Source organism: Pseudoflavonifractor sp. BSD2780061688st1 E11 (genome assembly GCF_005844125.1).
GTDB classification, from domain to species: domain Bacteria; phylum Bacillota; class Clostridia; order Lachnospirales; family Lachnospiraceae; genus Sellimonas; species Sellimonas catena.
The window spans coordinates 126,134-149,324 of record NZ_SPHM01000004.1; the positions used below are offsets into that span (position 1 = coordinate 126,134).

The following is a 23,191-nucleotide window of genomic DNA, read 5'->3' on the forward strand; positions in this document are numbered from 1 at the left end:
ATAGCATATAGATGATACCTGACAGAATATAGTCTACAAATAACAAAAGGAAAGAGGAAGGAAAGCGATGAAAGAGAAAACAGGTATGATACTCGCACATGCCGGGGAGGAATACGATCAGTATTTTAATGCGATCGTTCCGCCGGTTTTTATGAATTCATTAAATATTTTTCCCACAGTGGACGAGTACTATGACTCGGATAAGCGGGATAAACACACGTACTGTTATGGACGTGTCCAGAACCCGACTGTAAGAATTCTCGAAGAAAAGATTACCGAACTTGAAAAAGGAGTAGAAAGCTACGTGTTTTCATCCGGAATGGCGGCAGCGACAGCGGCGGTTCTTACTGCATGTTCCTGCGGCGGACATGTAGTCTGCATCCGCACTGCCTATGGCCCGCTGAAAGATTTTCTTCAGAATTACTGCAGAGAGCATATGAATGTCCGGACGACTTTTATTGACGGGGATGATCCGAAAGAGATTGAAGAGGTTCTGGAGGATGATACACAGCTGCTGATGCTGGAGAGTCCCTCCTCTGTTGTATTTCGAGTTCAGGATATAAAAAAGGCGGCTGAAGCGGCTCATGCAAAAGGAGCCCTTGTATATATCGATAATACATTCTGCACACCGATTTACCAGAATCCGCTGGAACTGGGAGCTGACTTTGTAATGCATACCGCATCCAAGTATCTGGGAGGACACAGTGATATTATCGGAGGATCCCTGACGGTAAAAGATCCGGAACTGGGAAAACGGGTAAGGACAATCCGGGAACAGATCGGAAGTATTATAGGACCGATGGAAGGCTGGCTGATGATGAGGGGGCTGCGTACTCTGGATGTGAGGGTAAAGGAACACGGAAAGACAGCACTTGCTGCAGCACAGTATCTGGAACAGCATCCCAAAGTAAAGAAGGTACACTATACCGGACTTGCATCCCATCCACAGCACGAACTGATCGAAAGACAGCAGTCAGGACATACCGGACTATTGAGCTTTGAACTGGACAGTACAACGCAGGAGGCAAAAGAATTCTGCCAGGCGCTTCGGATTTTTAAAATCGGAGTATCCTGGGGAGGATTCGAAAGTCTGGTGATGATGCCTTACGCGAGGGAAGATGAAGAAACCTGTAAGAAGATGGGAGCCGGACAAAACGTAATCCGCATCCACTGCGGATTGGAAGGGACAGAAAATCTGATTGAAGATCTGGAACAGGCTTTCCAGCAGGTTTTCTGATAGAGAGGAGAAGACATGCCGATCATATTTCATAAAAATACAAAAGAGTTTCATCTTTATAATAATGAGATCAGTTACATTTTCTGTATCCTGAGAAACGGACAGCCAGGACAGATTTATTATGGAGAGAGAATCAAAGACCGGGAAAGTTTCCAGCATCTGATTGAGTATTCCCTGCGTGATATGGCGCCTTGTACTTATGAGGGTGACCGGACATTCTCCATGGAATATCTGAAACAGGAATATCCTTCCTACGGCCACGGGGATATGAGAGAACCTGCCTATGAGATTCTGCAGGAAGACGGAAGCCGTATTACAGAATTTACGTTTGAAGACTATGTGATTCTGAAAGGGAAGAGGAAACTCGAAGGGCTGCCTGCTGTTTATACAGAATCCGATGAGGAGGCAGAAACACTGGAGATCTACCTGAGAGACCGGGTGATGAATACAAAGATAATTCTCTCCTACACGATTTTTGAAAATCTGCCGGTAATTATCAGAAATACAAGATTTGTCCATGAGGGAGAGAGCAGCATTGTGCTGGAGCGTGCCATGAGCCTGAATCTGGATCTGCCGGACGACAGATATGAGATGGTCGAGCTGACCGGGGCATGGGCAAGAGAACGTTATGTGAAAACAGCACCTCTCCACGAGGGAATTCAGGCTATTTACAGTATGCGCGGGCACAGCAGCCACCAGTTCAATCCATTTTTTGCACTGAAGCGGCCGGAGACGACAGAGGATGCCGGAGAAGCAATCGGGATCAGCCTGGTTTACAGCGGAAATTTCCTGGGACAGACAGCAGTGGATACATTTGGAGTGGCAAGAGCCATGATCGGGATTCATCCGGAAGGATTTTCCTGGACACTGAAAAAGGGCGAAACTTTCCAGACTCCGGAGGCGGTACTCGTTTATTCCGGAGAGGGACTCGGAAAGATGAGCAGGACATTTCACCGGCTTTATCGCAAACGTCTTGCAAGAGGATACTGGAGAGATCGTGTCCGACCGGTGGTAATCAATAACTGGGAAGCCACCTTTATGAATTTTACAGAAGATAAAATTCTGAAATTCGCGGAAACAGCCCGGAAACTCGGGGTTGAGATGATGGTGCTTGATGACGGCTGGTTTGGACACAGAGATGACGATACTTCGTCTCTCGGGGACTGGTATCCTGATCCGAAGAAACTGCCGCGGGGAATCCGCGGACTGGCGGAGAAGATAGAAAACATGGGAATGAAATTCGGACTTTGGATTGAGCCCGAAATGGTAAATAAAGACAGCAGACTTTATGAGGAACATCCGGACTGGGTGATCAGGGTGCCGTACCGGGAAGCCTGCCACGGAAGGAACCAGTTTGTGCTGGACTTCTCAAAAGAGGAAGTGGTGGATTATATCGGTGACCGGATTTCCCGGATTTTACAGGACGCCCCTGTATCGTATATCAAATGGGACATGAACCGAAGTATCTCGGAGGCATTCTCGCAGGGAAGAAAAGCAGAGGAGCAGGGAAAACTGTTCCACCGGCATATTCTCGGCGTCTACCGCCTGTATGAACGTCTTACATCTGAATTCCCGGAGGTGTTGTTTGAATCCTGCGCGAGCGGCGGGGCCAGATTTGATCCTGGAATGCTTTACTATGCACCGCAATGCTGGACGTCGGATAATACGGATGCGGTAGAACGGCTTCGGATTCAGTACGGAACTTCTTTTGTATACCCGCTGAGTTCCATGGGATGCCATGTATCGGAGGCCCCGAATCAGCAGACATTTCGAAACACGCCGCTTTCCACAAGAGCGGAGACGGCATACTTTGGATGTTTCGGTTATGAAATGGATCTGGACACTTTGACAGAAGAGGAAAAAGAAGAGGTCAAAGAGCAGATTCAATATTATAAACGAATCCGGAAACTGGTTATGGATGGAACCTTTTACCGGTTAATCAGCCCGTTTGAAGGAGACGAGGCGGCGTGGATGGTCGTTTCAGAAGATAAAAGGCATGCACTGGCAGGATATTACCGTATGAGGCAGCCTGCCAATGCGCCGTTGAAACGGCTGACTTTGAAAGGTCTGGACGAAAACCTCTGTTACAAGATAAAGGAAACAGGCCTGGAAGCATGCGGAGATGAGTTGATGCGGGCAGGAATGGCAGTCTCGGATTATGCAAGCGGTATCCGCGAGAAAAAAGAGAGACAGGGAGATTATCAGTCACGGCTTTTTGAACTGACAGCACAGTCATAAGGAAGGGAATATGGGAAGATGAAACAGATCATTACATGTGCAATTGCAGGACTTGGAAACAGGGGAAATGATATCTATGGAAATTACCAGTTTGTAAGCCCGGAAGAAATGAAGGTTACAGCTGTTGCCGAACCACAGGAAGAAAAACGCGAAGCAGCCAGAATGCGATACGGTCTGCCGGAGAACAGATGCTTTTCGTCCGCGGAGGAAATGCTGGCGCAGCCAAAACTTGCCGATGTGATGGTGATTGCGACACAGGACCGGCAGCATGTAGAGCAGGCGGTAAATGCGATTAAAAAGAGATATCACGTACTCTGCGAAAAACCAATCTCACCGGATCCGGAGGAATGCAGGCGTCTTCAGAAGGCAGTGCATGAATATCAGAGAATTGTCGCAGTTGGACATGTACTCCGTTATACGCCATTTTATTCAAAGATTAAGGAACTGATTGCAGGCGGAGCTATTGGGGAAGTTGTTTCAATTCAGGCGATGGAGCAGGTTACCTACTGGCATCAGGCTCACAGTTATGTGAGAGGGAACTGGAGAAGGACAGACGAGACGAGTCCGATGATTCTTGCAAAGAGCTGTCATGATCTGGATATTTTTGTCTGGCTCCTTGGGAAACAGTGCAAAAAAGTTTCTTCTTATGGAGGGCTGTATCTCTTCAGGCCGGAAAAGGCACCGGAGGGCGCTGCAAAGCGATGCCTGGACGGATGCCTGGCGAAAGCTGACTGTCCGTATGATGCAGAGAAGATTTATATTACAAATGAACGCACAGGAATCCGGACTGTAGTCCGGGAAGGAAAGACCGGAGATGCAGCCTGGCCGTGTTGTGTGCTGACACCGAATGACCTTTCGGAGGCGGCAGTACGGAAAGCGCTTAAAACCGGACCTTACGGCAGATGCGTTTATGCATGCGATAACGATGTAGTTGATCATCAGGTCGTCAACATGGAATTTGAAGATGGAATTACGGTAGATTTCCAGATGACAGCCTTTACAGGAGAGGGTGGGCGGACCATCCATATCTGCGGAACAAAAGGAGACATCAAAGGAAATCTGGGAAAGAATAAAGTAATACTGACACAATTTGGAAGGACACCGGTAAGCTTTGAGGTCGCAGAAGGCGACATGAGCGGACATGCCGGAGGTGATAATCGTCTCAACCTTCTTGTCAAGCTTCAGAGAGAACTTGGCCTGACTTACCTGTTTATTGCACACGATCTGTCTATGGTGAAACATATTTCCGACCGTGTCGGCGTTATGTATATGGGACATATCGTTGAACTTGCGTCAAGTAAAGAGTTGTACGCAAACCCGCAGCACCCATACACAAAAGCACTTCTGAGCGCGATTCCGATCCCGAATCCGGAGAAGGAGAAAAACAAGGTTGTGCTCCCGCTCGAAGGAGAAGTGGGAAGCCCGATCAACTGCGGTCCGGGATGCCGATTCGCAAGCAGATGCAAATATGCTACAGAAAGGTGCAAAAACGAAACACCGGTATTAAAAGAGATCGAAAAAGAACACTTCGCAGCATGCCATCTGTTCGACTAAGGACGGACAGATGGGGCTGCAAAACCCCGACGGGAGCAGTGAAAGCTGCTCCTTTTTCTATGATAAAAAGACAAGGGATAGATTTTTTCCCGATGCGGGCTTATAATAAAGGCATAGAATTCCTCTGTATATGGAGGAAGAATATGGCGAAAAAGAAAACATTACAGGAATTGACAATCAAGGACAATTTTCTTTTCGGAGCAGTCATGGTGAATGAAGAGAACTGCAAAGAATTTCTGGAGAATATGCAGAGATTCCTAATACTTATGTGATCTTTGTATGCGATTTTGACCCATTTGGAGAGGCAAAATATCGATACAGTTTCCAGAATATATGTAAAGAAGTGCCAGACATCCAGTTACCGGACGGCAGAAAAATCATCTATTTGAGCACCTGCGGAAAGAATCCGGCGGAAGTTCCGGAAAAGCTGGTGAAATTTCTTGCGTTTGTAAAAGCAGATTTAAAAGAAAGTCAGAATAACTTTGCAGATTCATATGTACAGAAGCTACAGGAATTTATCGTGGATGTGAAGAAAAGCCGGGAAATGGAGGCAAGGTTTATGATTCTGGAAGAGATGCTGAGAGACGAAAGGAACGCCGGAAAAACAGAAGGAGTAAAGTACACTTTACTGGAAACTATAAATGCCTATGGAGAAATTCCTTCCGAACTTCAGGAAAAAATTGAAAAAGAAACAGATCTGGAAGTTTTGAAAAGCTGGTTTCAGACAGCGCTTCGAGCGGGATCTGTTGAGGCATTTGAAGAGGTAATTCAGAGCAGATAATCAGCGGTCATTCTGAGCCGCAAAAGAGATTCATTTTTGACTGTCGGTATCACAGTGAATTCATAGCTGCATATCGACAGTCTCAGATCTATGTTACATATCAAAATTGCCGAATCGGCAGAGATTCAATTAATGATACAGAGGAATTCTATTTCAATTTAAAAGCGAATTGAGTTTTCCGAAAAAGGGTATTATGATAAAAGAGGAGGAAAACTGCAAAAGAATCGGAGGTACTTGAATATGGCGAAGACAAGAAATATGTATGACGTGATTATTATCGGGGCAGGACCGTCAGGTATTTTCTGCGCGTACGAGCTGATGCAGAAAAGGCCGGATCTGAAGGTTCTGATGCTGGAAAAAGGACGTTCGATTGAGAAACGGACATGCCCAAAGAGAAAGACGAAAGTCTGCATGGGGTGTAAGCCTTGTTCCATCACGACAGGATTTGCAGGAGCAGGAGCATTTTCCGACGGGAAACTTTCTCTCTCTCCGGAAGTCGGAGGGACTCTTCCGGACATTTTAGGTTATGAAAAAGCGGAAGAGCTGATCCGGGAGGCGGACAGCATTTATCTGAAATTCGGAGCAGATGAAAAGGTTTACGGTCTGGATGATATGCAGGCGATCGAGGACATCCGTGCAAAATCCATCCGTGCAAATCTGAAATTGATTGAGTGCCCGATCCGGCATCTTGGTACAGAAGAAGGATACAAGATTTATACAAGACTTCAGAAGCATCTGGAGGAAACTAATGTAGAAATCCGGTTTATGACGATGGTTCAGGATATTCTTATAGAGGATGGAAAAGCAGTCGGAGTGGTCACAGAGAAAGGAGAAACCTTCTATGCGCCGGAGATCGTTGCAGGCGTTGGCAGGGAAGGCTCTGAATGGTTTTCGCATATCTGTCAGGAACATGGGATTGAAACGCAGAATGGAACGGTTGATGTGGGGGTCCGTGTAGAGGTCCGGGATGAGATTATGAAAGAGCTAAATGAAAAGCTCTATGAAGCGAAGCTTGTCTACTATACACCGACATTTGACGATAAAGTGCGTGTATTCTGTACAAATCCATCCGGAGAAGTAGCGACAGAATACTATGAAGGCGGACTTGCGGTTGTGAACGGGCACGCCTATAAATCAAAAGATATGAAGACAAAGAATACCAATTTCGCTCTTCTGGTGTCAAAGAACTTTACCGAACCGTTTAAAACTCCGATTGAGTACGGAAAACACATTGCGCAGCTTGGGAATATGCTCTGTGATGGAAAAATTCTCGTTCAGAGATACGGGGATTTCCGGCGCGGCAGAAGAACAACATCAGAGCGTCTCGTAAGAAACAACCTGATTCCGACTTTGAAAGATGCAGTGCCGGGAGACCTTTCATTGGTATTCCCGCACAGAATCATGGTTGATATTGATGAAATGATCAAAGCCCTTGATAAGGTGACTCCGGGAATTGCAAGTGATGAGACACTGCTCTATGGAGTGGAAGTCAAATTTTACTCCAATAAGGTTGTAACGGACAAAGAATTTGAGACAAATATAAAAGGCCTCCGTGCAATGGGAGACGGAGCAGCCATTACAAGAGGCCTTCAGCAGGCATCGGCTAACGGCCTTTATACAGCAAGGTGTATTCTGAACAAGATGGAACAGGCGGAGGAGTGATCGCATGAGGCAGGACGGCAGGCCGGTGGTGATGAATTTTACTGGCATTTATGAGAAAGAGACATTTTACCGGAGCGAAAAAATCTGCTGGATCGACTGCAGAGATATCCACGGGACAAACTGCTACTGTGATGAACAGGCGGAGCAGATTCTGGAAGAGCGGATAAGGAAACTTCCGCCGGAAGGGATTCACTTTATTGACTCCGGAAATTATCACTATATGACAAAACTTTGGACCGATAAGATCAGGGAGCCGTTTGTCCTTATTTTAATCGATCATCATCCGGATGCCCAGCCATCTCTGTTTGAAAATCTGCTTTCCTGCGGATGCTGGGCTGCGCGGGTGCTGGACGAAAATCCGCATGTAAGAAAGATCGTTCTGCTTGGAGCGGAAGAGGAACTTGTAAAAAGTCTTCCGGAAAAATACAAAGACAGAATTGCCGCCTACAATGAAGAGGCTGTGGTGCATGACCGCATCTGGGAGGAATTCCGGAAGAAACATATTGAAGTGCCGGTGTATCTTACGATCGACAAGGATATTCTGGATCCTTCGCAGGTGAAGACAAACTGGAATCAGGGGAAAATGAAACTTGCGGATTTGAAAAAGGTAATTTATCAGATTCTGCTTCATGAGCAGGTGATAGGTGTAGATATCTGTGGAGAATGTACCGGTTCTATTCTGGAAGAAGCAGGCAGGAAGGAAATGGAACAGGACGACCGGATTAATGGTAGTTTACTTCATCTGCTGGAATGCTGAGAGAAATTTGCAATTCATGCCTTATTTATAATGGAAAAAAATGTTATACTATATATAAATAGGTAACGAAAGGGATTGATTGAGCAAAGAAAGGCGTGAGCGCATGTTTAAAGTTGGAGAGTATGTTGTATATGGTCATAATGGCGTCTGTCGGATCACAAAGATCGGGCCGCTGGAGACAGTGGCAAAAGATAAGGACAGGCTGTATTATACCCTGATTCCCTTTGGGGAGACGGGAAGTACAGTATTTGCTCCCGTAGACAGCCAGAAGATACCGATGAGAAAGATTATCAGTAAAGAGGAGGCTCTGTTGCTGATTGAGGAAATGAAGGAAATTGCGGTACTTGGGATTACGGAAGAGCGGAAGCGTGAAGAGACTTATAAAAACGCACTTAAGACATGCGACTGCAAAAAGCTGGTCAGTCTGATTAAGACCATCTATCGCAGAAAGCAGGAACGGGAAGCACAGGGGAAACATCTGACAGCGGCGGACAGCCGGTATTTCCGGACAGCGGAACATGTGCTTTATGATGAGCTGGCTGCGGCTCTGGAGATCGAGAGCGGTAAGGTGAAAGATTTTATTTCAGAAAAATTAGGTGAAGAATAGTCCCGCGTTTTACACGCATTTAACGAAACAGGCGGGGTGAATTTAACCGTGTTCTCTTATACTGATAAGAAATTGTATGAAAAGAGAGCACGAATCATGGAAAAAACAATTACATTTTTTGTAAACCGGTCAACACCGGCAAAACTGGAAGAAACGATCACAATATCCAAGGCAATGAAACGAATGACAATCACTTCAAAAACAGACTGGGCCGGATATATTGTGATCAGAGATGAAAAGAACAGGATCCGGCTTTTACGTATGTGCGGATACGGAGAGGAAGACTTTACGATTGCACGACATGCTTCCCACACGTCTCCGGGCGGCGTCCCGGGACCTGTTGGAGCAGGCAGATGGAAAATCTGCCTGTATCTTTTTCCGGAATTTTTCGAGACGATTCCCGAAGGTGAGACGATACCGCTGCGGATCTGCATCAGCGGAGAAAAGCGAGAATTGCAGGAAACAATGGGATCAAAAGTCTGGGTTGACCGGCATTATCGCGAGCAGTTATGGCTTGGATATTTTAACAGCAAGGAGTTTTACAGCAACAGGACAGGGTGGTATCTCGGAGCTCTTCATACACGTACCCGGATGTCCGGCGGGGAAAATACGATCCGGGAGGCTGTAAAGAGAGCGAAAGCAGATGGCGTCGATGTCTATGTCACGACAGAGAGAAATGTGGTGGCGACAGGTTGGAAGGACAGCTCCGTCATGACAGTCCCGGGCGTGGAACTTACATCCTGTTTCGGAGACATAGGATTGATCGGAATTGATAAGATGCCGGAACGTCTGGAAGAACTGATAGAGAGCAGAGGGACAAAAGAGAGCGGACAGTATCTTTATGAGACAGTTCGGGAAGCGGTAAAGAGAGGATGGATTCTGAATCTGGAACATCCGTTTCAGAAAGGAAGCGAATGGAAAGAGGATGCCATTCCGGTTTCGTCACTGACCTGTATGGAAATCGGAAAAAGTATGGAAGAATTCGCGAAAACATCGGTACTTCTGGACAGGTTATGGGGAGAAGGATACCGGATCTGGGGGACAAAAGAAAAAGAAACTCTGATACATTGCGAGGCACTTACACCGGAAATCTTTCTGGAAAATATTAAAAAAGGTCATATGGTTCTGGCGGAAAACAGGAATTCAGAACTGAACATACGGTCAGAAGGAGAAGAGTATCTTCCGGGAGATGAACTTCCGGAACAGAACAGGAAGATTGATATTCGCATTTACATTGAATCAGCCAGGAAGCCGGAAGTTTATATCATACATAACGGAGAGAGAATCCGTATGGACGTGGTACAGACAGAGAGCGGGTGGAAAGCAGAAGAGAAAATCCGGTTCCGCAAAGGAGAGTGGAACTGGGCGAGAGTTGAGGCATTCCATCCGGAGAAAGGCCTGCTGTTTTACAGTAATCCGGTATGGCAGGGGAAAAAAGAAACTTTGTGATTAACATTCATAGATAAAAACAGTAAAAATAAAAGAACAGTTTGTTCTCAGGCACTGGGAGCAGGCTGTTTTTTTGTTTAACAGGAAACTTTGTTCCCTGTTAAATAAAAACGCTTCGCGGGATGCGCACTCGCGCAAAGCAGAAGCTTGCCTCTAAAGCGACCACGCTCGGTGCAAGAGTTCCGCAAGCGCAACTCTTTGTTATGGAAACAGGCAATATTTCTAATTGGATCATAATTATAGAAAAAACAAATAAGAAAAAAGGAAGTTATAGAAAATGTGCGAAACATACAAAAATAAAAATTGAGTTTGTAGAATAATCATGATGAAAATTTTGCGATAAAAGTTAAAATGAAGAGGTATGTAAAATATTAATTATGAAAGAGTGGAGTAAGTGCGATGTTCAAAGTAAGTTATTTTATGGAAGTGCTTCCTGTTATAGCGAGCAAGGTAAACGTTACTTTTGAGCTTACGATTGCGGCAACGATTTTTGCACTTCTGGTAGGTGTGGTGATTGCGGTCATAGGCTATTATAAAGTACCTGTTTTAAGCCAGCTTACCAGAGTGTATGTTTCGGTTATGAGAGGAACACCGGTTGTGGCACAGCTGTATTTTTTCTATTATGGAATTGCGCTGTACAGCAACTTTGTAAAAAATATGACACCTTTGGTGGCGGTAGCGGTAGTTATGAGTTTGAATATGGGGGCTTTTATGTCAGAAAGCATCCGTGGTGCACTTCTTTCTGTAGATGAAGGACAAAAAGAAGCTGCATATTCTCTGGGAATGACCAATCTTCAGCTGGTGGTCCGTATTATTATTCCACAGGCTGTGCGGATTGCGCTGCCTCCGCTTTTTAACGATGTCATCAATCTTATTAAAATGACATCACTGGCATTTATGATCGGCGTGCCGGATATTATGGGAGCCGCCAAGATTGAAGGAGCCAAAACATTCCGTTATTTTGAAATTTATGCGGCGGTTATGCTGATTTACTGGATTATTGTTTTTATACTTGGAATTGTTCACAAGTTCCTGGAGAAAAAATGCGCAAGTATGTATTAATATTCAGCTGTTTTATGGGATCTTAAACGGAGTGCCGTTGAGATAAACATGATACTTAGAAAGAAGAGGAGTAATGATTATGAAAAAACGTGTATTAGCAGCAATAATGGCAGCGATGATGGTGGTTCTTACGGCAGGCGGCTGTGGGGACGGATCGGGTTCTGATTCAGATTCCAATAAATCCTCTGATCAGAAAACGAATGATAAAAAAACAGTAACTGTTGTAACGGCCGGAACTGGAGAACCGTATTCCCTTTTGGCAGATGATGGATCATGGACAGGGATTGATTCCGATATGTGGGCCGAAATTGAGGAACGGACAGGATGGAATGTAGAAGTAAAACAGGCTGCATTCGACGCAATGTGGGGAGAACTGGATACAGAACGTGCAGACGTTGTTGCAAACTGTACAGCTGTGACAGACGAAAGAATGGAGAAATATAATGCGACAATCCCATATTATGGTGATGCACAGTGTATTATCGTAAATAATGAGAACGAAGATCTTCAGACAGTTGAGGACTTGAAAGGTCTGACTGTAGGATGTACTAATGGACAGGCGGCACAGAACATTATTCAGGGCCTCGCAGAGCAGTATGGATTTACAGTCACTCTTTATGAAGACAGCGCAGTAGGAATGAACGATCTGATGCTTGACAGAATCGATGCTTATGCGAATACGACTACAAACGTAAACCAGTTTATGCATAATAACGAAGAGGCTGATTTCCGTTTCTTTGATGAAAAGCTTTTGGCGAATAATGTTGCCTATTTCCTTCCGAAAACAGATGAAGGAAAGGAACTCTGTGATGAATTAAACGGTCTGATTCAGGAAATGCTGGATGACGGAACCATTGCGGAGATCACAGAAAAATGGATGTATGCAGACATGACACAGTTGATTCAGGAAGAGTAATATGATGGAGAAAGAAAAACAACTTGTAAAAATTGAACACCTTTATAAAGAATTTGACAGTGATACAAAAGTACTGAAGGATATCAACCTGACAATCAATAAAAATGAAGTGATTGCAATCCTTGGACCGTCCGGAACCGGAAAATCCACACTGCTTCGGTGCCTGAATTATTTGACTGAACCGACATCAGGAGTTATTTCCATCAGTGATGTTACAGTAGATGCCGCGCATCACACGAAGAAGGAGATTTTGGAACTTCGCAAACATTCTTCTATGGTATTTCAGAGCTACAATCTTTTCAAAAATAAGACAGCTCTGGAAAATGTAATGGAAGCATTGACACAGGTTCAGAAGAAACCAAAGGCCGAAGCGGAAAAAATTGCCCTGGAATTATTAGGAAAAGTAGGAATGCTGGAAAGGAAGGATTTCTATCCTTCAAAACTCTCCGGCGGTCAGCAGCAGAGGGTAGGAATTGCAAGAGCACTGGCGGTTAATCCGAATGTTCTTCTGTTTGATGAGCCGACTTCTGCACTGGATCCGGAACTGGTAGGTGAGGTACTAAATACGATTAAAAAACTTGCGGAAGAAGGCACGACTATGATTCTGGTGACACATGAGGTAGGGTTTGCCAGAGAAGTAGCTACCCGCGTCCTCTTTATGGATGGAGGGCAGATTGCTGCGGATGGAACACCGGAGGAAATTATTGATCACCCGGAAAATCCGAGGATTCGGCAGTTCCTGAATTTTGTAAATCGAAAGTAGATAGAGAGATGGCCTGCACGGATCTGGTGCAGGTCTTTTTCTAAAAGAGGAGGACGGACAGTGGAAGAAAAATTATTTGAAAAAAGTCCTGACATGGAAGAAAGGATCAAATATCTGGCGGAGAAGGAGGAACAGACACTCATACGGATCCGGAGAGAGCTGCATAAGGTGCCGGAAACAGGAGTGTATCTTCCGAAGACGTATGAAATTATCCGAAGAGAACTTCAGAAGATTCCGGGGGTGGAAGTAATCGAACATGCGGCGGAAGGATACGGACTGATTGGAATTATGCGTGGTAAACTTCCCGATGGGAAAACCGTACTTTTGAGAGCTGATATCGATGCACTGCCGGTAGAGGAGCCGGAAGGACTTCCATATCGTTCAGAACATCCGGGATGTATGCACGCATGCGGTCATGACGGCCATGCGGCCTGGCTCATTGGAGCTGCCAGAATTCTCTCAGACATCCGGGACAACTGGGGCGGATGTGTTAAGTTTGTGTTTCAGCCCGGGGAAGAGGTCGGAAAGGGAGCAACAGCATTGATTGAAAAAGATCAGGTGCTGGAAAACCCAAAAGTAGACATGGCATTTGCGGCGCATGGATGGCCGTCTGTGGAAAGCGGGAAAATAGGAATCGCGAGAAGATACGCATTCGGATGTGTGGGAGGATTTTCTATAAAAATCATGGGGAAAAAGGGGCATGCTTCCTGGCCGGAAGAGACAATAGATCCGATTGCCGCTGCCATTGAGATTTACCAGCATATGCCGTCTGTTCTGACAAAAAAAATATCCGGAACAGAAGCAAAGGTCTTTTCTGTAACCTATATGCAGGCTGGAGATGTGAAAATCCACAATGTGATTCCGGAGACATGTGAATTTGGTGGCACAATGCGTGCGGCGAATATGGATGTATTAAAGAGAATGGGGAAAGAACTGGAAAAAGAAGTCAGGGCAGTCTGCCATGTGGCAGGTGCAGAATATAAGGCGGATATCCGGATACATGGAGGAGCTGTGCACAATGCGGTAGATCTGATGGAAGGAACTGAGAAAACAGCAAAAGGAATTCTTGGAGAAGATAAAGTGTATTTTATTGAGCATGACCATCTGGGAGGAGAAAATTTTTCTGAATTCAGCAGCCGCGTTCCGGCTGTCTACCTTTTTATCGGAATTCGGCCCAAAGAAAAAGAACAGATTCCGGGACTTCACAGCGCGGAGTATCGGTTTGATGATCACGTTTTAAAAGGAGCAGCAGGAGTATTTGCGGCACTTGGCTACTATGGGTGCATGGGCATTTTACAAAAACAAGAGAAGGGTACAGGTACAGAAGAGTGGAAGAAATAAAATATGTAGACAGAAGAAATACGAATTGTAATAAATGGGATGGACAAAGCAATATGTTCGGAGAGGAAGGACTTCACGCCATGTGGGTGGCGGATATGGATTTTCAGGTCCCTCAGTGTGTGATAAATGCGCTGCGGAAGTATGTAGATCAGGGGGTATACGGATACTATAAAATTCCGGATTCCTATTATCAGGCTTTCATAGACTGGGAAGAAAAACGGCACCATTTCAGAGTAGACAAAGAATGGATCAGGTTTTCTCCGGGTGTGGTTGCCGGTTTCCATTGGCTTGTTCAGATACTAACTCGGCCGGGGGAAGCCGTGATTGTTCATACGCCGGTATATTACCCGTTTTTAAATGCAGTGAAAAATAACAACAGGACACTGATCTGCTCGGATCTGATCACTAATCAAGGGAAATACACGATTAATTACGAGGATTTTGAGAATAAAATTGTAGATAACAAGGTAAAGCTATTTATCCTTTGTTCGCCGCACAATCCTGCCGGGCGTGTGTGGAAGAAAGAAGAACTGGCAAGGCTGTTTAAGATATGCAAAAAGTACGGGGTCTATATTATCTCGGATGAAATTCATCAGGACTTGATTTTTGATGGCAGCAGACATATTCCGTCTCTGTCTGTTGAAGGGTATCAGGATCATATGATTATGCTGGCTGCCCCATCAAAAACATTCAATCTGGCAGCCGGACAGAATTCGCTTGTAATTATTCCGGATGAAAAGCTCCGAAATCTGTGGGATCAGTACACGACGGCAAACCGTGTCATTTCCGGGAATGCCTTCGGCTATATTGCGGCACAGGCAGCGTATGAAGGCGGGGAAACATGGCTCGAAGATGTTCTCAAAAAAATATGGGATAACTATCAGTATGTAAAAAATGAGCTTGCCCGGAAACTTCCGGATGCGGTTGTGACACCGCTGGAAGGAACCTATTTGTGCTGGATTGATCTTGGGGCTTATGTCAGCAGAGAGAATATGAAAGAGCTGATTCAAGGGAAATGTCGCATAGCTGTAGATTATGGAGACTGGTTTGGCGGAGAACGGTTCGGAACATATATCCGGATGAATCTTGCGACTTCCATGGAAAATGTAGAAAAAGGTGTGGATGCACTGGTTTTAAATCTTATCTGATGCATGAAAAATACATGGATTTAAAGGCTGATAGAAGCGCTCTATGGATTTCGTGGAAAAATTCAATTTGACATTCCGGGGCAGTACATTACATAATATTCCGCAAATGGAGTGAGAAACATGTATGACATTAATGACTGTTATAAGATTATTTTTGAAGCAATGGCTGAAAATCTGTCCCTGAATAATATAGCAGAACGGATTTACAGATATACGAAACAAGGAGTCGTATTTATTTCAGGGAGCGGACGGTTGATGGCAAGTGCCGGATTTGGAGGGGATAAGAACTCATTTTCCTTTTTTCGGAAAGGACATTTGTCATGGAACGGATACGAACTGTTTTTTGTAAAAAAGAAGGTCGGAAAAAGCACTCTTTATACAGAACCGATTTATGATAAAAAGAAAGTATCAGGATATGTGCTGCTCATATGCGAGGATATGAAAGACGGAGAGTTTTTTGAGAAACTGGGGCGGTTTTTAGCAAAAATCGTAGAACGTTTTTTTGCGCAGGAACAGAAAAGGTATCTGTATAATCAGTCTCTTCGAAGACATATTATTGCATGGGCAATGATGGAAGACGATATCGATACCGGGCAGGTAAAAGAATTGCAAGGCGGAAAGTATATGGCGGTCCTGTTTTTAAAAAGCGGGAATACTGCTGCCGGTCTTTCCGGATTTTTAAGAGACAATGGAAGTTCCGCATATGTATATGAGAATGAATGGGAAGTCCGGGTATTGTTCTGTAAACTGACGGACAGGAGTGCAGGGAGAATCCGGAAAAGAATGGATGAATGTCAGCTTACCGGCTGTGTGAGCGAGCTTTTTTCGGACTGGCATCTCTGCAGAGCAAAACAGCATCTTCTGGCACGTATCATACGATCCGGCAAGTCTGTACCGGGAGAACAGGGAATCAGACAGGAAAAGGAATGGTTTATTCCGGGAATATACAGTTATGCGACTCCTTTAATTGAGGAGGCCGGACTGATGGACTACTCCATTCAGCGGCTGCTGGAAGAAGATGAAGAAAAACATACGGGACTTTATCATACGCTAAAAGTATATCTGATATGTGAAAATAATATTACACTGGCAGCCAAAAAACTTCATATTCACAGAAACACACTTGTATACAGATTGAAACAGATTGAAAAATGTCTGGAAGTGGATTTGAATGACACCGAAAATTCATGGGATTTATTAGCGTTCATCATGATGCATGATATGGTAAGGCGTAAAACAGGAGAAAGAAAAGAACGATGAAAGTAATTCAGAATTTACCGGAAATATTTGAAGAATTTGGAGAACAGAGACGAAAGGCGTTTCTGGAAATCAAAGAATATAAAGATAAAAATATCCCAGTAGTAGGAATGTATTGCGCATATTTTCCGACAGAACTTGCGATGGCAGTAGGAGCGATTCCGGTAGGACTGTGCTCCTATGCTAACGAGACAGTAGCGGCAGCAGAGAGAGATCTGCCTAAAAGTATCTGTCCTCTCGTCAAATCCAGTTATGGATTTGCGGTGGAAGATAAATGTCCCTTTTTTCATTTCGCGGATCTTGTAATCGGCGAGACAACGTGTGATGGAAAGAAAAAAATGTTTGAAATGATGTCTGAATTCAAACCTGTCTATGTAATGGAGCTGCCAAACAGCCAGTCTGAGCGGGGAGTGAAATTCTGGAGAGAAGAGGTCGTCCGGACAAAAGAGTATTTTGAAGAGTTCTTTCATGTCGTGATAACGGAGCAAATGCTCAGGGATGCTGTTCATCTGAATAATCGCATCCGTACTGCTCTCAAAAATCTTTGTGATGTGATGAAACTGGATCCTGCTCCGGTTACAGGAGAGGATATTCAGAAAATGGTACAGGGCAGTAAATACCGATTTGATTTTTCTTCTACTCCCGAGGTGGTAAATGGAGTGCACGATAAGATTTTGGAGGAATATAAACAGGGTAAGCATCTGGAAAAACGACCGAGGATTCTTGTGACCGGCTGTCCGATCGGGGGAGACAGTATGAAAGTTATCCGCGAAATAGAGGAAAATGGCGGTGTAGTAGTTGCGATAGAAAACTGCAGCGGAGTCAGGACACTGGGGACCATGGTCGATGAGAATGCGGAGGATATTTATGAAGCAATTGCCCGGAAATATCTTTCCACCGGGTGCTCCATCATGACACCAAATGATCATCGTATCGATTTGATTGGAAAAATTATTGATGAGTATCATGTAGACGGAGTAGTTGAAATGATTCTGACCGGATGCCATTCGACAGGAGTAGAATCATTTTATATTCGAAAATTTGTAAACGAGGAGAAACATCTACCGTATCTGGCTGTGGAGACCGATTACTCTCAGGCGGATACAGCGCAGATCTCTACCAGAATGGCGGCTTTCCTTGAAATGATTCAGCCGGAGCGCAGAGAGACCACCGAAATGAAAGCAAATTTTGATATTAATTACTGCTATAAAATCATACTGGAAGGAATTGTAAAAAGAAAGTCTCGCAGGGAAATTCTGGAAGAAATATGGAGATATACCGGGGTTGCGCTATGTGTGTCGGATCCTGGTAATCAGGAAGTATTTTGTATAGGTGAAAAACCGGCAGATTTGAAAAGCTGCATAAGAGAGCTGCCGGAAGGAGGAAAAATAACAGGATATCTGACTTCGGAAACGGATAAAGAAAAAGTAGAAGAACTGCTGGATGTTATCATACAAAGCTATCGTGTGGACTGTGAAAGAGACAGAAACGAAGAAGAACGCCCTGACTTTATCTGGATTCTCACGGATATGGAGGAAAATGCGGATCAGATTTTCAGGATGCTGAATGAAGAACAGGACCTTTTTTTGAAAGTGCAGAGGGAAGGCAAAAAGGAACTGTTTATTTCCGGAACTGACGGAAAAGAAGATAGGGACAGAATGACTGCGAAAGTAAAAGAACTGATGAAAGAAAGGGATGGTAAAATCCTAATAGGAAACGGATTTCAGACCTTTGAGAGCAAAGAAAAGAACAGGGAACTACAAAGGTACGTATTTTCTATTATAAAAAGTAAAAAAGAACGCAGGAAAGTCTGTCTCGTGGAGGACTATTATCACGATCTGGCAGTTACTTACATTGGAAAAAGAATCGAAAAAGAAAATCTGTACGTAGATGAGCTGGAGTGTGTGGAAAAGGAGGACAAAGAAAAAGGGAAAGATCTGTATGAAACACTGTACTGGTACCTGAAGATGAAAAGAAATGCCGCCCAGACGGCAGCAAAACTCAGAATTCATCGAAATACGCTGATGCCGAGAATTGTCCAGCTGAATGATATGATTGGAATTGACGATAAAGACGGTGCAGAATGCGAGAGACTTCTGATGGTTATGGAAATGAAAAAAGTAAAAAACATGTAAGTTAGGAAAACAGACAGAAATTGTGAGGAAACTGTAAATAAATAAGGAAAAGACTTGACTTCACACTTGGCCATGTGATATTCTGATATGGCGAATGGAAGTATAGGTCTTTTTTTTATGCCTAAAATCAGGCAGCTTCGCAAACTGCCGCGTAACCAGTAAAAAAGAAGTAAAAAAAAGCGAGGTGGAAGTTGTGCGTACAAGAATTACATTAGAATGTACAGAATGTAAGCAGCGTAATTACAACATGACAAAGGATAAGAAAACTCATCCGGAGCGCATGGAAACAAAGAAATACTGCAGATTCTGCAGAACTCACACAGTACACAAAGAAACGAAATAGTCGTTTGAGAAGGAGCGGATGTTATGGGCGATTCTAAAACGAAAGCAAAGAAGCCTTCCAAAATCAAAGGCTTGAAAGCAGAGTTTAAGAAAATTATCTGGCCAGACAAGAAGACTCTTGCAAAACAAACGGTGGCAGTTGTCTCTGTTACTGTAATCTTGGGAGCGATTATCTCGGTAGTCGATGCGCTTCTAACATTCGGAATCGATTTCTTGGTTCGCTAAGAAACTGATGACCTGACAGTAAGAAAGGTGATTAATATGTCAACGGCAAAATGGTATGTAGTTCATACTTATTCAGGGTATGAAAATAAGGTAAAAGCCAACATTGATAAGACAATCGAAAACAGACACCTGGAAGACCAGATTCTGGAAGTCAGGGTTCCGATGCAGGACGTAGTGGAGCTCAAAAACGGAGTTCAGAAAGCTGCCCAGAGAAAGCTGTTTCCGGGCTATGTACTGATTCATATGATTATGAATGACGACACCTGGTATGTTGTACGTAATACACGGGGCGTAACCGGGTTCGTAGGACCGGGATCCAAGCCGGTACCGCTCACAGATGAGGAAATGGCGCCGCTTGGAATCAAGAAAGAAGATATTGTTGTGGACTTTGAGGTAGGCGATACAGTCAGCGTCGTATCAGGCGCATGGGCTGACACTGTTGGAGTCATTCAGGCGATCAATACGCCAAAGCAGAGTGTTACAATCAATGTTGAGTTATTTGGCCGTGAAACACCGGTTGAGATCGGTTTTTCAGATGTCAAGAAAATGTAACGTAAATGAAGTGGGAGGGAAATCCCCGCAAATACCACAAGGAGGTACAATATAATGGCTAAAAAAGTAGAAGGTTATATCAAATTACAGATTCCTGCTGGAAAGGCAACACCGGCTCCTCCGGTTGGTCCTGCTCTTGGTCAGCACGGAGTTAACATCGTAGAATTTACAAAGCAGTTCAACGCAAGAACAGCTGATCAGGGAGATCTGATCATCCCTGTAGTTATCACAGTTTACAATGACAGAAGCTTCAGCTTCATCACAAAGACACCGCCGGCAGCAGTTCTGATCAAAAAAGCCTGCAACATCAAATCCGGATCTGGTGTTCCGAACAAAACAAAAGTAGCTACGATCACAAAAGCTCAGGTTCAGGAAATCGCTGAACTCAAAATGCCAGACTTAAACGCTGCAAGCGTAGAAGCTGCTATGAGCATGATCGCTGGTACATGCAGAAGCATGGGTGTTACAGTAGTTGACTAATTGTAAACGTTAGAAATGTGGGAGGGCTCGCTCCCGATATTACCACTAGGAGGTTATAAGATGAAAAGAGGAAAGAAATATATCGAAGCTTCTAAACTGATTGAAAGAGGAAATCTTTACGACAGAGATGAAGCAATCGCATTAGTTAAAAAAGCTGCAACAGCTAAATTTGACGAGACAATCGAAGTTCATATCAGAACAGGCTGTGACGGACGTCACGCAGATCAGCAGATCCGTGGTGCGGTAGTACTTCCGCACGGAACAGGTAAAAAGGTTCGTATCCTTGTATTTGCAAAAGACGCTAAAGCTGAAGAAGCAAAAGCTGCCGGAGCAGATTACGTTGGAGCAGAAGATCTGATCCCGAGAATCCAGAACGAAAACTGGTTTGACTACGACGTAGTTGTAGCTACACCGGATATGATGGGTGTAGTCGGACGTCTGGGACGTGTACTCGGACCAAAAGGATTAATGCCGAACCCGAAGGCTGGTACAGTAACAATGGACGTTACAAAAGCCATCCAGGACATTAAAGCTGGTAAGATTGAATACAGATTGGACAAGACAAACATTATCCATGTACCGGTTGGAAAAGCTTCCTTCACAGAAGAACAGTTAGCGGACAACTTCCAGACGCTTATTGATGCAATCAACAAAGCAAGACCGGCAGCTGTAAAAGGTCAGTACCTGAAGAGTGTAACAATCACATCTACAATGGGACCTGGCGTAAAAGTAAATCCGGCTAAATTAGCTTAATCAGATTTGCGTAGATAAAGGGGAATCCTGCAAAAGCAGGATTCCTTTTTGTTATACAATTCTATAACTGAAATCAATTTGCGGTTTTATTTTAAAGATTTTATAATAGAATTAAAGAGTCCGACTAACCACGGACCTGGCAGCCGATGGATTGTTTATAATAGGAAGAAAGAAGGTAACAAAATGATTTACAAAGATTTTCAGGGCCTGAAACTGTCTGCCCTTGGACTTGGTACAATGCGTCTTCCGGTAATCGATGGAGACGATGCCAGAATCGATGAGAAGGCAACAGAGGAAATGGTGGCTTATGCGATGGAGCATGGTGTCAACTATTTTGATACTGCATGGGGATATCATAATGGAAACTCTGAACTGGTCATAGGAAAGATGTTAAGCAAATATCCAAGGGAAAGCTTTTATCTTGCTACGAAGTTCCCAGGTTACGATCTTTCCAACATGGACAAAGTAGAAGAGATTTTTGAAAAGCAGCTGGAAAAATGTCAGGTAGAGTATTTTGATTTTTATTTGTTCCACAATGTGTGCGAGATGAATATCGATGCCTATCTGGATCGTTCTAATGGAATCTACGAATATCTGATGAAACAGAAAGAAAACGGACGGATCCGTCATTTGGGATTCTCTGCACATGGAAGCTATGATGTCATGAAGAGATTTCTGGAAGCATATGGAGAGTGCATGGAGTTCAGCCAGATCCAGCTCAACTATCTTGACTGGTCATTCCAGGACGCCAAGGCGAAAGTAGAACTGCTGAAAGAATACAATCTTCCGGTTTGGGTTATGGAGCCACTCAGAGGAGGAAAACTTGCCAAACTGAAAGACAGGGAAGAAGAAATATTAAAATCCATGCGGCCGGATGAAGGAATCCCGGCATGGGCTTTCCGTTTCCTCCAGTCTATTCCGGAAGTGACAGTAACCCTGTCCGGTATGTCCAACATGGAACAGCTTCAGGATAATATCAGCACCTTTGAGACAGAAAAACCCCTCTCCAACGAAGAGATGGATAAGCTGTTGTGTGTGGCAAACGGAATGCTGGACGGCACACTTCCGTGTACCGCATGCCATTATTGTGTCAGCCACTGTCCACAAGGTCTTGATATCCCGAACCTGTTAAGCCTGTACAATGAACACAGCTTTACAGGAGGCGGCTTCATTGCGCCGATGGCACTGAGTGCCGTTCCGGAAGACAAACAGCCGGGCGCCTGCATCGGATGCAGAAGCTGCGAAGCAGTCTGCCCGCAGCAGATCAAAATTTCCGAGGCAATGGCAGACTTTTCGGCAAGACTGAAAGCATAAAGAAGAGAATGAAAAACCGGGAGAAATGCACGCTCATCTTGTGAATTTCTTCCGGTTTTTGAAATATGCCAAATCGTCTCTACATTACAATAAAAATTTTCGGAACTCCTCTGCTGTTGTCCCATACTCCTCTGCGGCCTGTTCCAAAGTCAGCAAATGTTTACGGTACAGATTGACCAGCAGTTCTTTCTTTTCCAAGGCTTTACCCTCTTCCATGCCGGCGATTTTGCCATCTTCCCAGCTTTCCCGCCGAAGATCTTCCTCATATTTTTCCTGATCAAATTCTTCCAGGATCACATCGCTCACCTCCGCGCTGTTTTGTTCCAGGAATTCTTTCAGGATATCCTTTTCAATACAGCTTTTCTGCGCTTCCCGGACCGCTGTTTCTATGGCAAGCCCCTGTTTCTGGTTTTCTCTTACTTCGTTTATAAAGTAGGAGTATTCCCATAGAACCTTACAGCTTTCGAGAAGTTCCTGATTATGCCCAAGATTGATGTTGAGCATCAGTGCCCGGCATTCCAGTGCCGCCTGTTCCGTAAACGCAGATTTCATAAAGGAATCTGAAAGGTTTAATTCCCGGTATTCCGATTCTTCGCTTTGTCCATTATAGAATACCAC

The 23,191-nt window shown here is 44.3% G+C and carries 21 protein-coding genes and 3 pseudogenes; 23 read left to right on the forward strand and 1 reads right to left on the reverse strand.

Going from position 1 to position 23,191, the window contains the following annotated elements; translation table 11 throughout:
* Positions 1-67: 67 nt before the first annotated feature.
* The 23 genes and pseudogenes from FGQ85_RS03170 to FGQ85_RS03270 all read left to right on the forward strand — a co-directional run bounded on the left by FGQ85_RS03170 (position 68) and on the right by FGQ85_RS03270 (position 22,573).
* A complete protein-coding gene (locus tag FGQ85_RS03170; RefSeq protein WP_138372635.1) occupies positions 68-1,237 on the forward strand; it encodes a PLP-dependent aspartate aminotransferase family protein in 1,170 nt (389 codons plus the stop codon).
* A gap of 15 nt (positions 1,238-1,252) precedes the next feature.
* Entirely contained in the window at positions 1,253-3,475 is a 2,223-nt protein-coding gene (locus tag FGQ85_RS03175) for an alpha-galactosidase (RefSeq protein WP_138372636.1), read from the forward strand.
* A gap of 18 nt (positions 3,476-3,493) precedes the next feature.
* Positions 3,494-4,534, forward strand: a pseudogene (locus FGQ85_RS18695) (Gfo/Idh/MocA family oxidoreductase); the annotation flags it as partial.
* Positions 4,535-4,636: 102 nt separating this feature from the next.
* Positions 4,637-5,029, forward strand: a pseudogene (locus tag FGQ85_RS18700) (oligopeptide/dipeptide ABC transporter ATP-binding protein); the annotation flags it as partial.
* A 143-nt stretch (positions 5,030-5,172) separates the two neighbouring features.
* Positions 5,173-5,301 carry a hypothetical protein gene (locus FGQ85_RS19085; protein ID WP_330677541.1) on the forward strand — a complete coding sequence of 43 codons (129 nt, stop codon included), beginning with the start codon at positions 5,173-5,175 and terminating at the stop codon, positions 5,299-5,301.
* Positions 5,298-5,810, forward strand: a complete 513-nt coding sequence (locus FGQ85_RS03185; RefSeq protein WP_347563038.1) for a hypothetical protein — start codon at positions 5,298-5,300, stop codon at positions 5,808-5,810. The genes FGQ85_RS19085 and FGQ85_RS03185 overlap by 4 nt, the downstream gene beginning before the upstream one ends.
* Positions 5,811-6,044: 234 nt before the next feature.
* Complete coding sequence (locus FGQ85_RS03190; RefSeq protein WP_255396370.1) at positions 6,045-7,472, forward strand: NAD(P)/FAD-dependent oxidoreductase; 1,428 nt, start codon at positions 6,045-6,047, stop codon at positions 7,470-7,472.
* Between the two features lie 4 nt (positions 7,473-7,476).
* Entirely contained in the window at positions 7,477-8,229 is a 753-nt protein-coding gene (locus tag FGQ85_RS03195; protein ID WP_087166666.1) for an arginase family protein, read from the forward strand.
* Positions 8,230-8,332: 103 nt separating this feature from the next.
* Positions 8,333-8,836, forward strand: a complete 504-nt coding sequence (locus FGQ85_RS03200; RefSeq protein WP_087166667.1) for a CarD family transcriptional regulator — start codon at positions 8,333-8,335, stop codon at positions 8,834-8,836.
* Between the two features lie 96 nt (positions 8,837-8,932).
* Entirely contained in the window at positions 8,933-10,285 is a 1,353-nt protein-coding gene (locus FGQ85_RS03205) for a hypothetical protein (RefSeq protein WP_138372638.1), read from the forward strand.
* 399 nt (positions 10,286-10,684) lie between these two features.
* Positions 10,685-11,347, forward strand: a complete 663-nt coding sequence (locus FGQ85_RS03210) for an amino acid ABC transporter permease (protein WP_087166670.1) — start codon at positions 10,685-10,687, stop codon at positions 11,345-11,347.
* 79 nt (positions 11,348-11,426) lie between these two features.
* Positions 11,427-12,263, forward strand: coding sequence for a transporter substrate-binding domain-containing protein (locus FGQ85_RS03215; RefSeq protein ID WP_087251808.1), 837 nt, complete (start codon positions 11,427-11,429; stop codon positions 12,261-12,263).
* A gap of 1 nt (position 12,264) precedes the next feature.
* Positions 12,265-13,026, forward strand: coding sequence for an amino acid ABC transporter ATP-binding protein (locus FGQ85_RS03220; protein ID WP_330680088.1), 762 nt, complete (start codon positions 12,265-12,267; stop codon positions 13,024-13,026).
* Between the two features lie 60 nt (positions 13,027-13,086).
* Positions 13,087-14,367: a M20 family metallopeptidase gene (locus tag FGQ85_RS03225; protein ID WP_138372639.1), complete on the forward strand. Its 1,281-nt coding sequence runs from the start codon at positions 13,087-13,089 to the stop codon at positions 14,365-14,367.
* Positions 14,355-15,515, forward strand: coding sequence for a MalY/PatB family protein (locus FGQ85_RS03230; RefSeq protein WP_138372640.1), 1,161 nt, complete (start codon positions 14,355-14,357; stop codon positions 15,513-15,515). Before FGQ85_RS03225 ends, FGQ85_RS03230 begins: the two co-directional genes overlap by 13 nt.
* A gap of 120 nt (positions 15,516-15,635) precedes the next feature.
* Positions 15,636-16,775 (forward strand): helix-turn-helix domain-containing protein, encoded by a 1,140-nt coding sequence (locus FGQ85_RS03235; RefSeq protein WP_138372641.1) that lies wholly within the window; start codon positions 15,636-15,638, stop codon positions 16,773-16,775.
* Positions 16,772-18,907, forward strand: coding sequence for a double-cubane-cluster-containing anaerobic reductase (locus FGQ85_RS19090; protein WP_087166675.1), 2,136 nt, complete (start codon positions 16,772-16,774; stop codon positions 18,905-18,907). Before FGQ85_RS03235 ends, FGQ85_RS19090 begins: the two co-directional genes overlap by 4 nt.
* A gap of 193 nt (positions 18,908-19,100) precedes the next feature.
* Positions 19,101-19,250 carry a 50S ribosomal protein L33 gene (gene rpmG, locus FGQ85_RS03245; protein ID WP_087166676.1) on the forward strand — a complete coding sequence of 50 codons (150 nt, stop codon included), beginning with the start codon at positions 19,101-19,103 and terminating at the stop codon, positions 19,248-19,250.
* Positions 19,251-19,273: 23 nt separating this feature from the next.
* Complete coding sequence (gene secE, locus FGQ85_RS03250) at positions 19,274-19,474, forward strand: preprotein translocase subunit SecE (protein ID WP_087166677.1); 201 nt, start codon at positions 19,274-19,276, stop codon at positions 19,472-19,474.
* Between the two features lie 36 nt (positions 19,475-19,510).
* Positions 19,511-20,026: a transcription termination/antitermination protein NusG gene (gene nusG / locus FGQ85_RS03255; protein WP_087166678.1), complete on the forward strand. Its 516-nt coding sequence runs from the start codon at positions 19,511-19,513 to the stop codon at positions 20,024-20,026.
* Positions 20,027-20,080: 54 nt separating this feature from the next.
* Entirely contained in the window at positions 20,081-20,506 is a 426-nt protein-coding gene (gene rplK, locus FGQ85_RS03260; protein WP_024731653.1) for a 50S ribosomal protein L11, read from the forward strand.
* Positions 20,507-20,566: 60 nt separating this feature from the next.
* Positions 20,567-21,259: a 50S ribosomal protein L1 gene (gene rplA, locus FGQ85_RS03265; RefSeq protein WP_087166679.1), complete on the forward strand. Its 693-nt coding sequence runs from the start codon at positions 20,567-20,569 to the stop codon at positions 21,257-21,259.
* A 183-nt stretch (positions 21,260-21,442) separates the two neighbouring features.
* Positions 21,443-22,573 carry an aldo/keto reductase gene (locus tag FGQ85_RS03270; RefSeq protein WP_138372642.1) on the forward strand — a complete coding sequence of 377 codons (1,131 nt, stop codon included), beginning with the start codon at positions 21,443-21,445 and terminating at the stop codon, positions 22,571-22,573.
* 84 nt (positions 22,574-22,657) lie between these two features.
* Here FGQ85_RS03270 and FGQ85_RS18270 read toward each other — a convergent pair.
* Positions 22,658-23,191, reverse strand: a pseudogene (locus tag FGQ85_RS18270) (hypothetical protein); the annotation flags it as partial.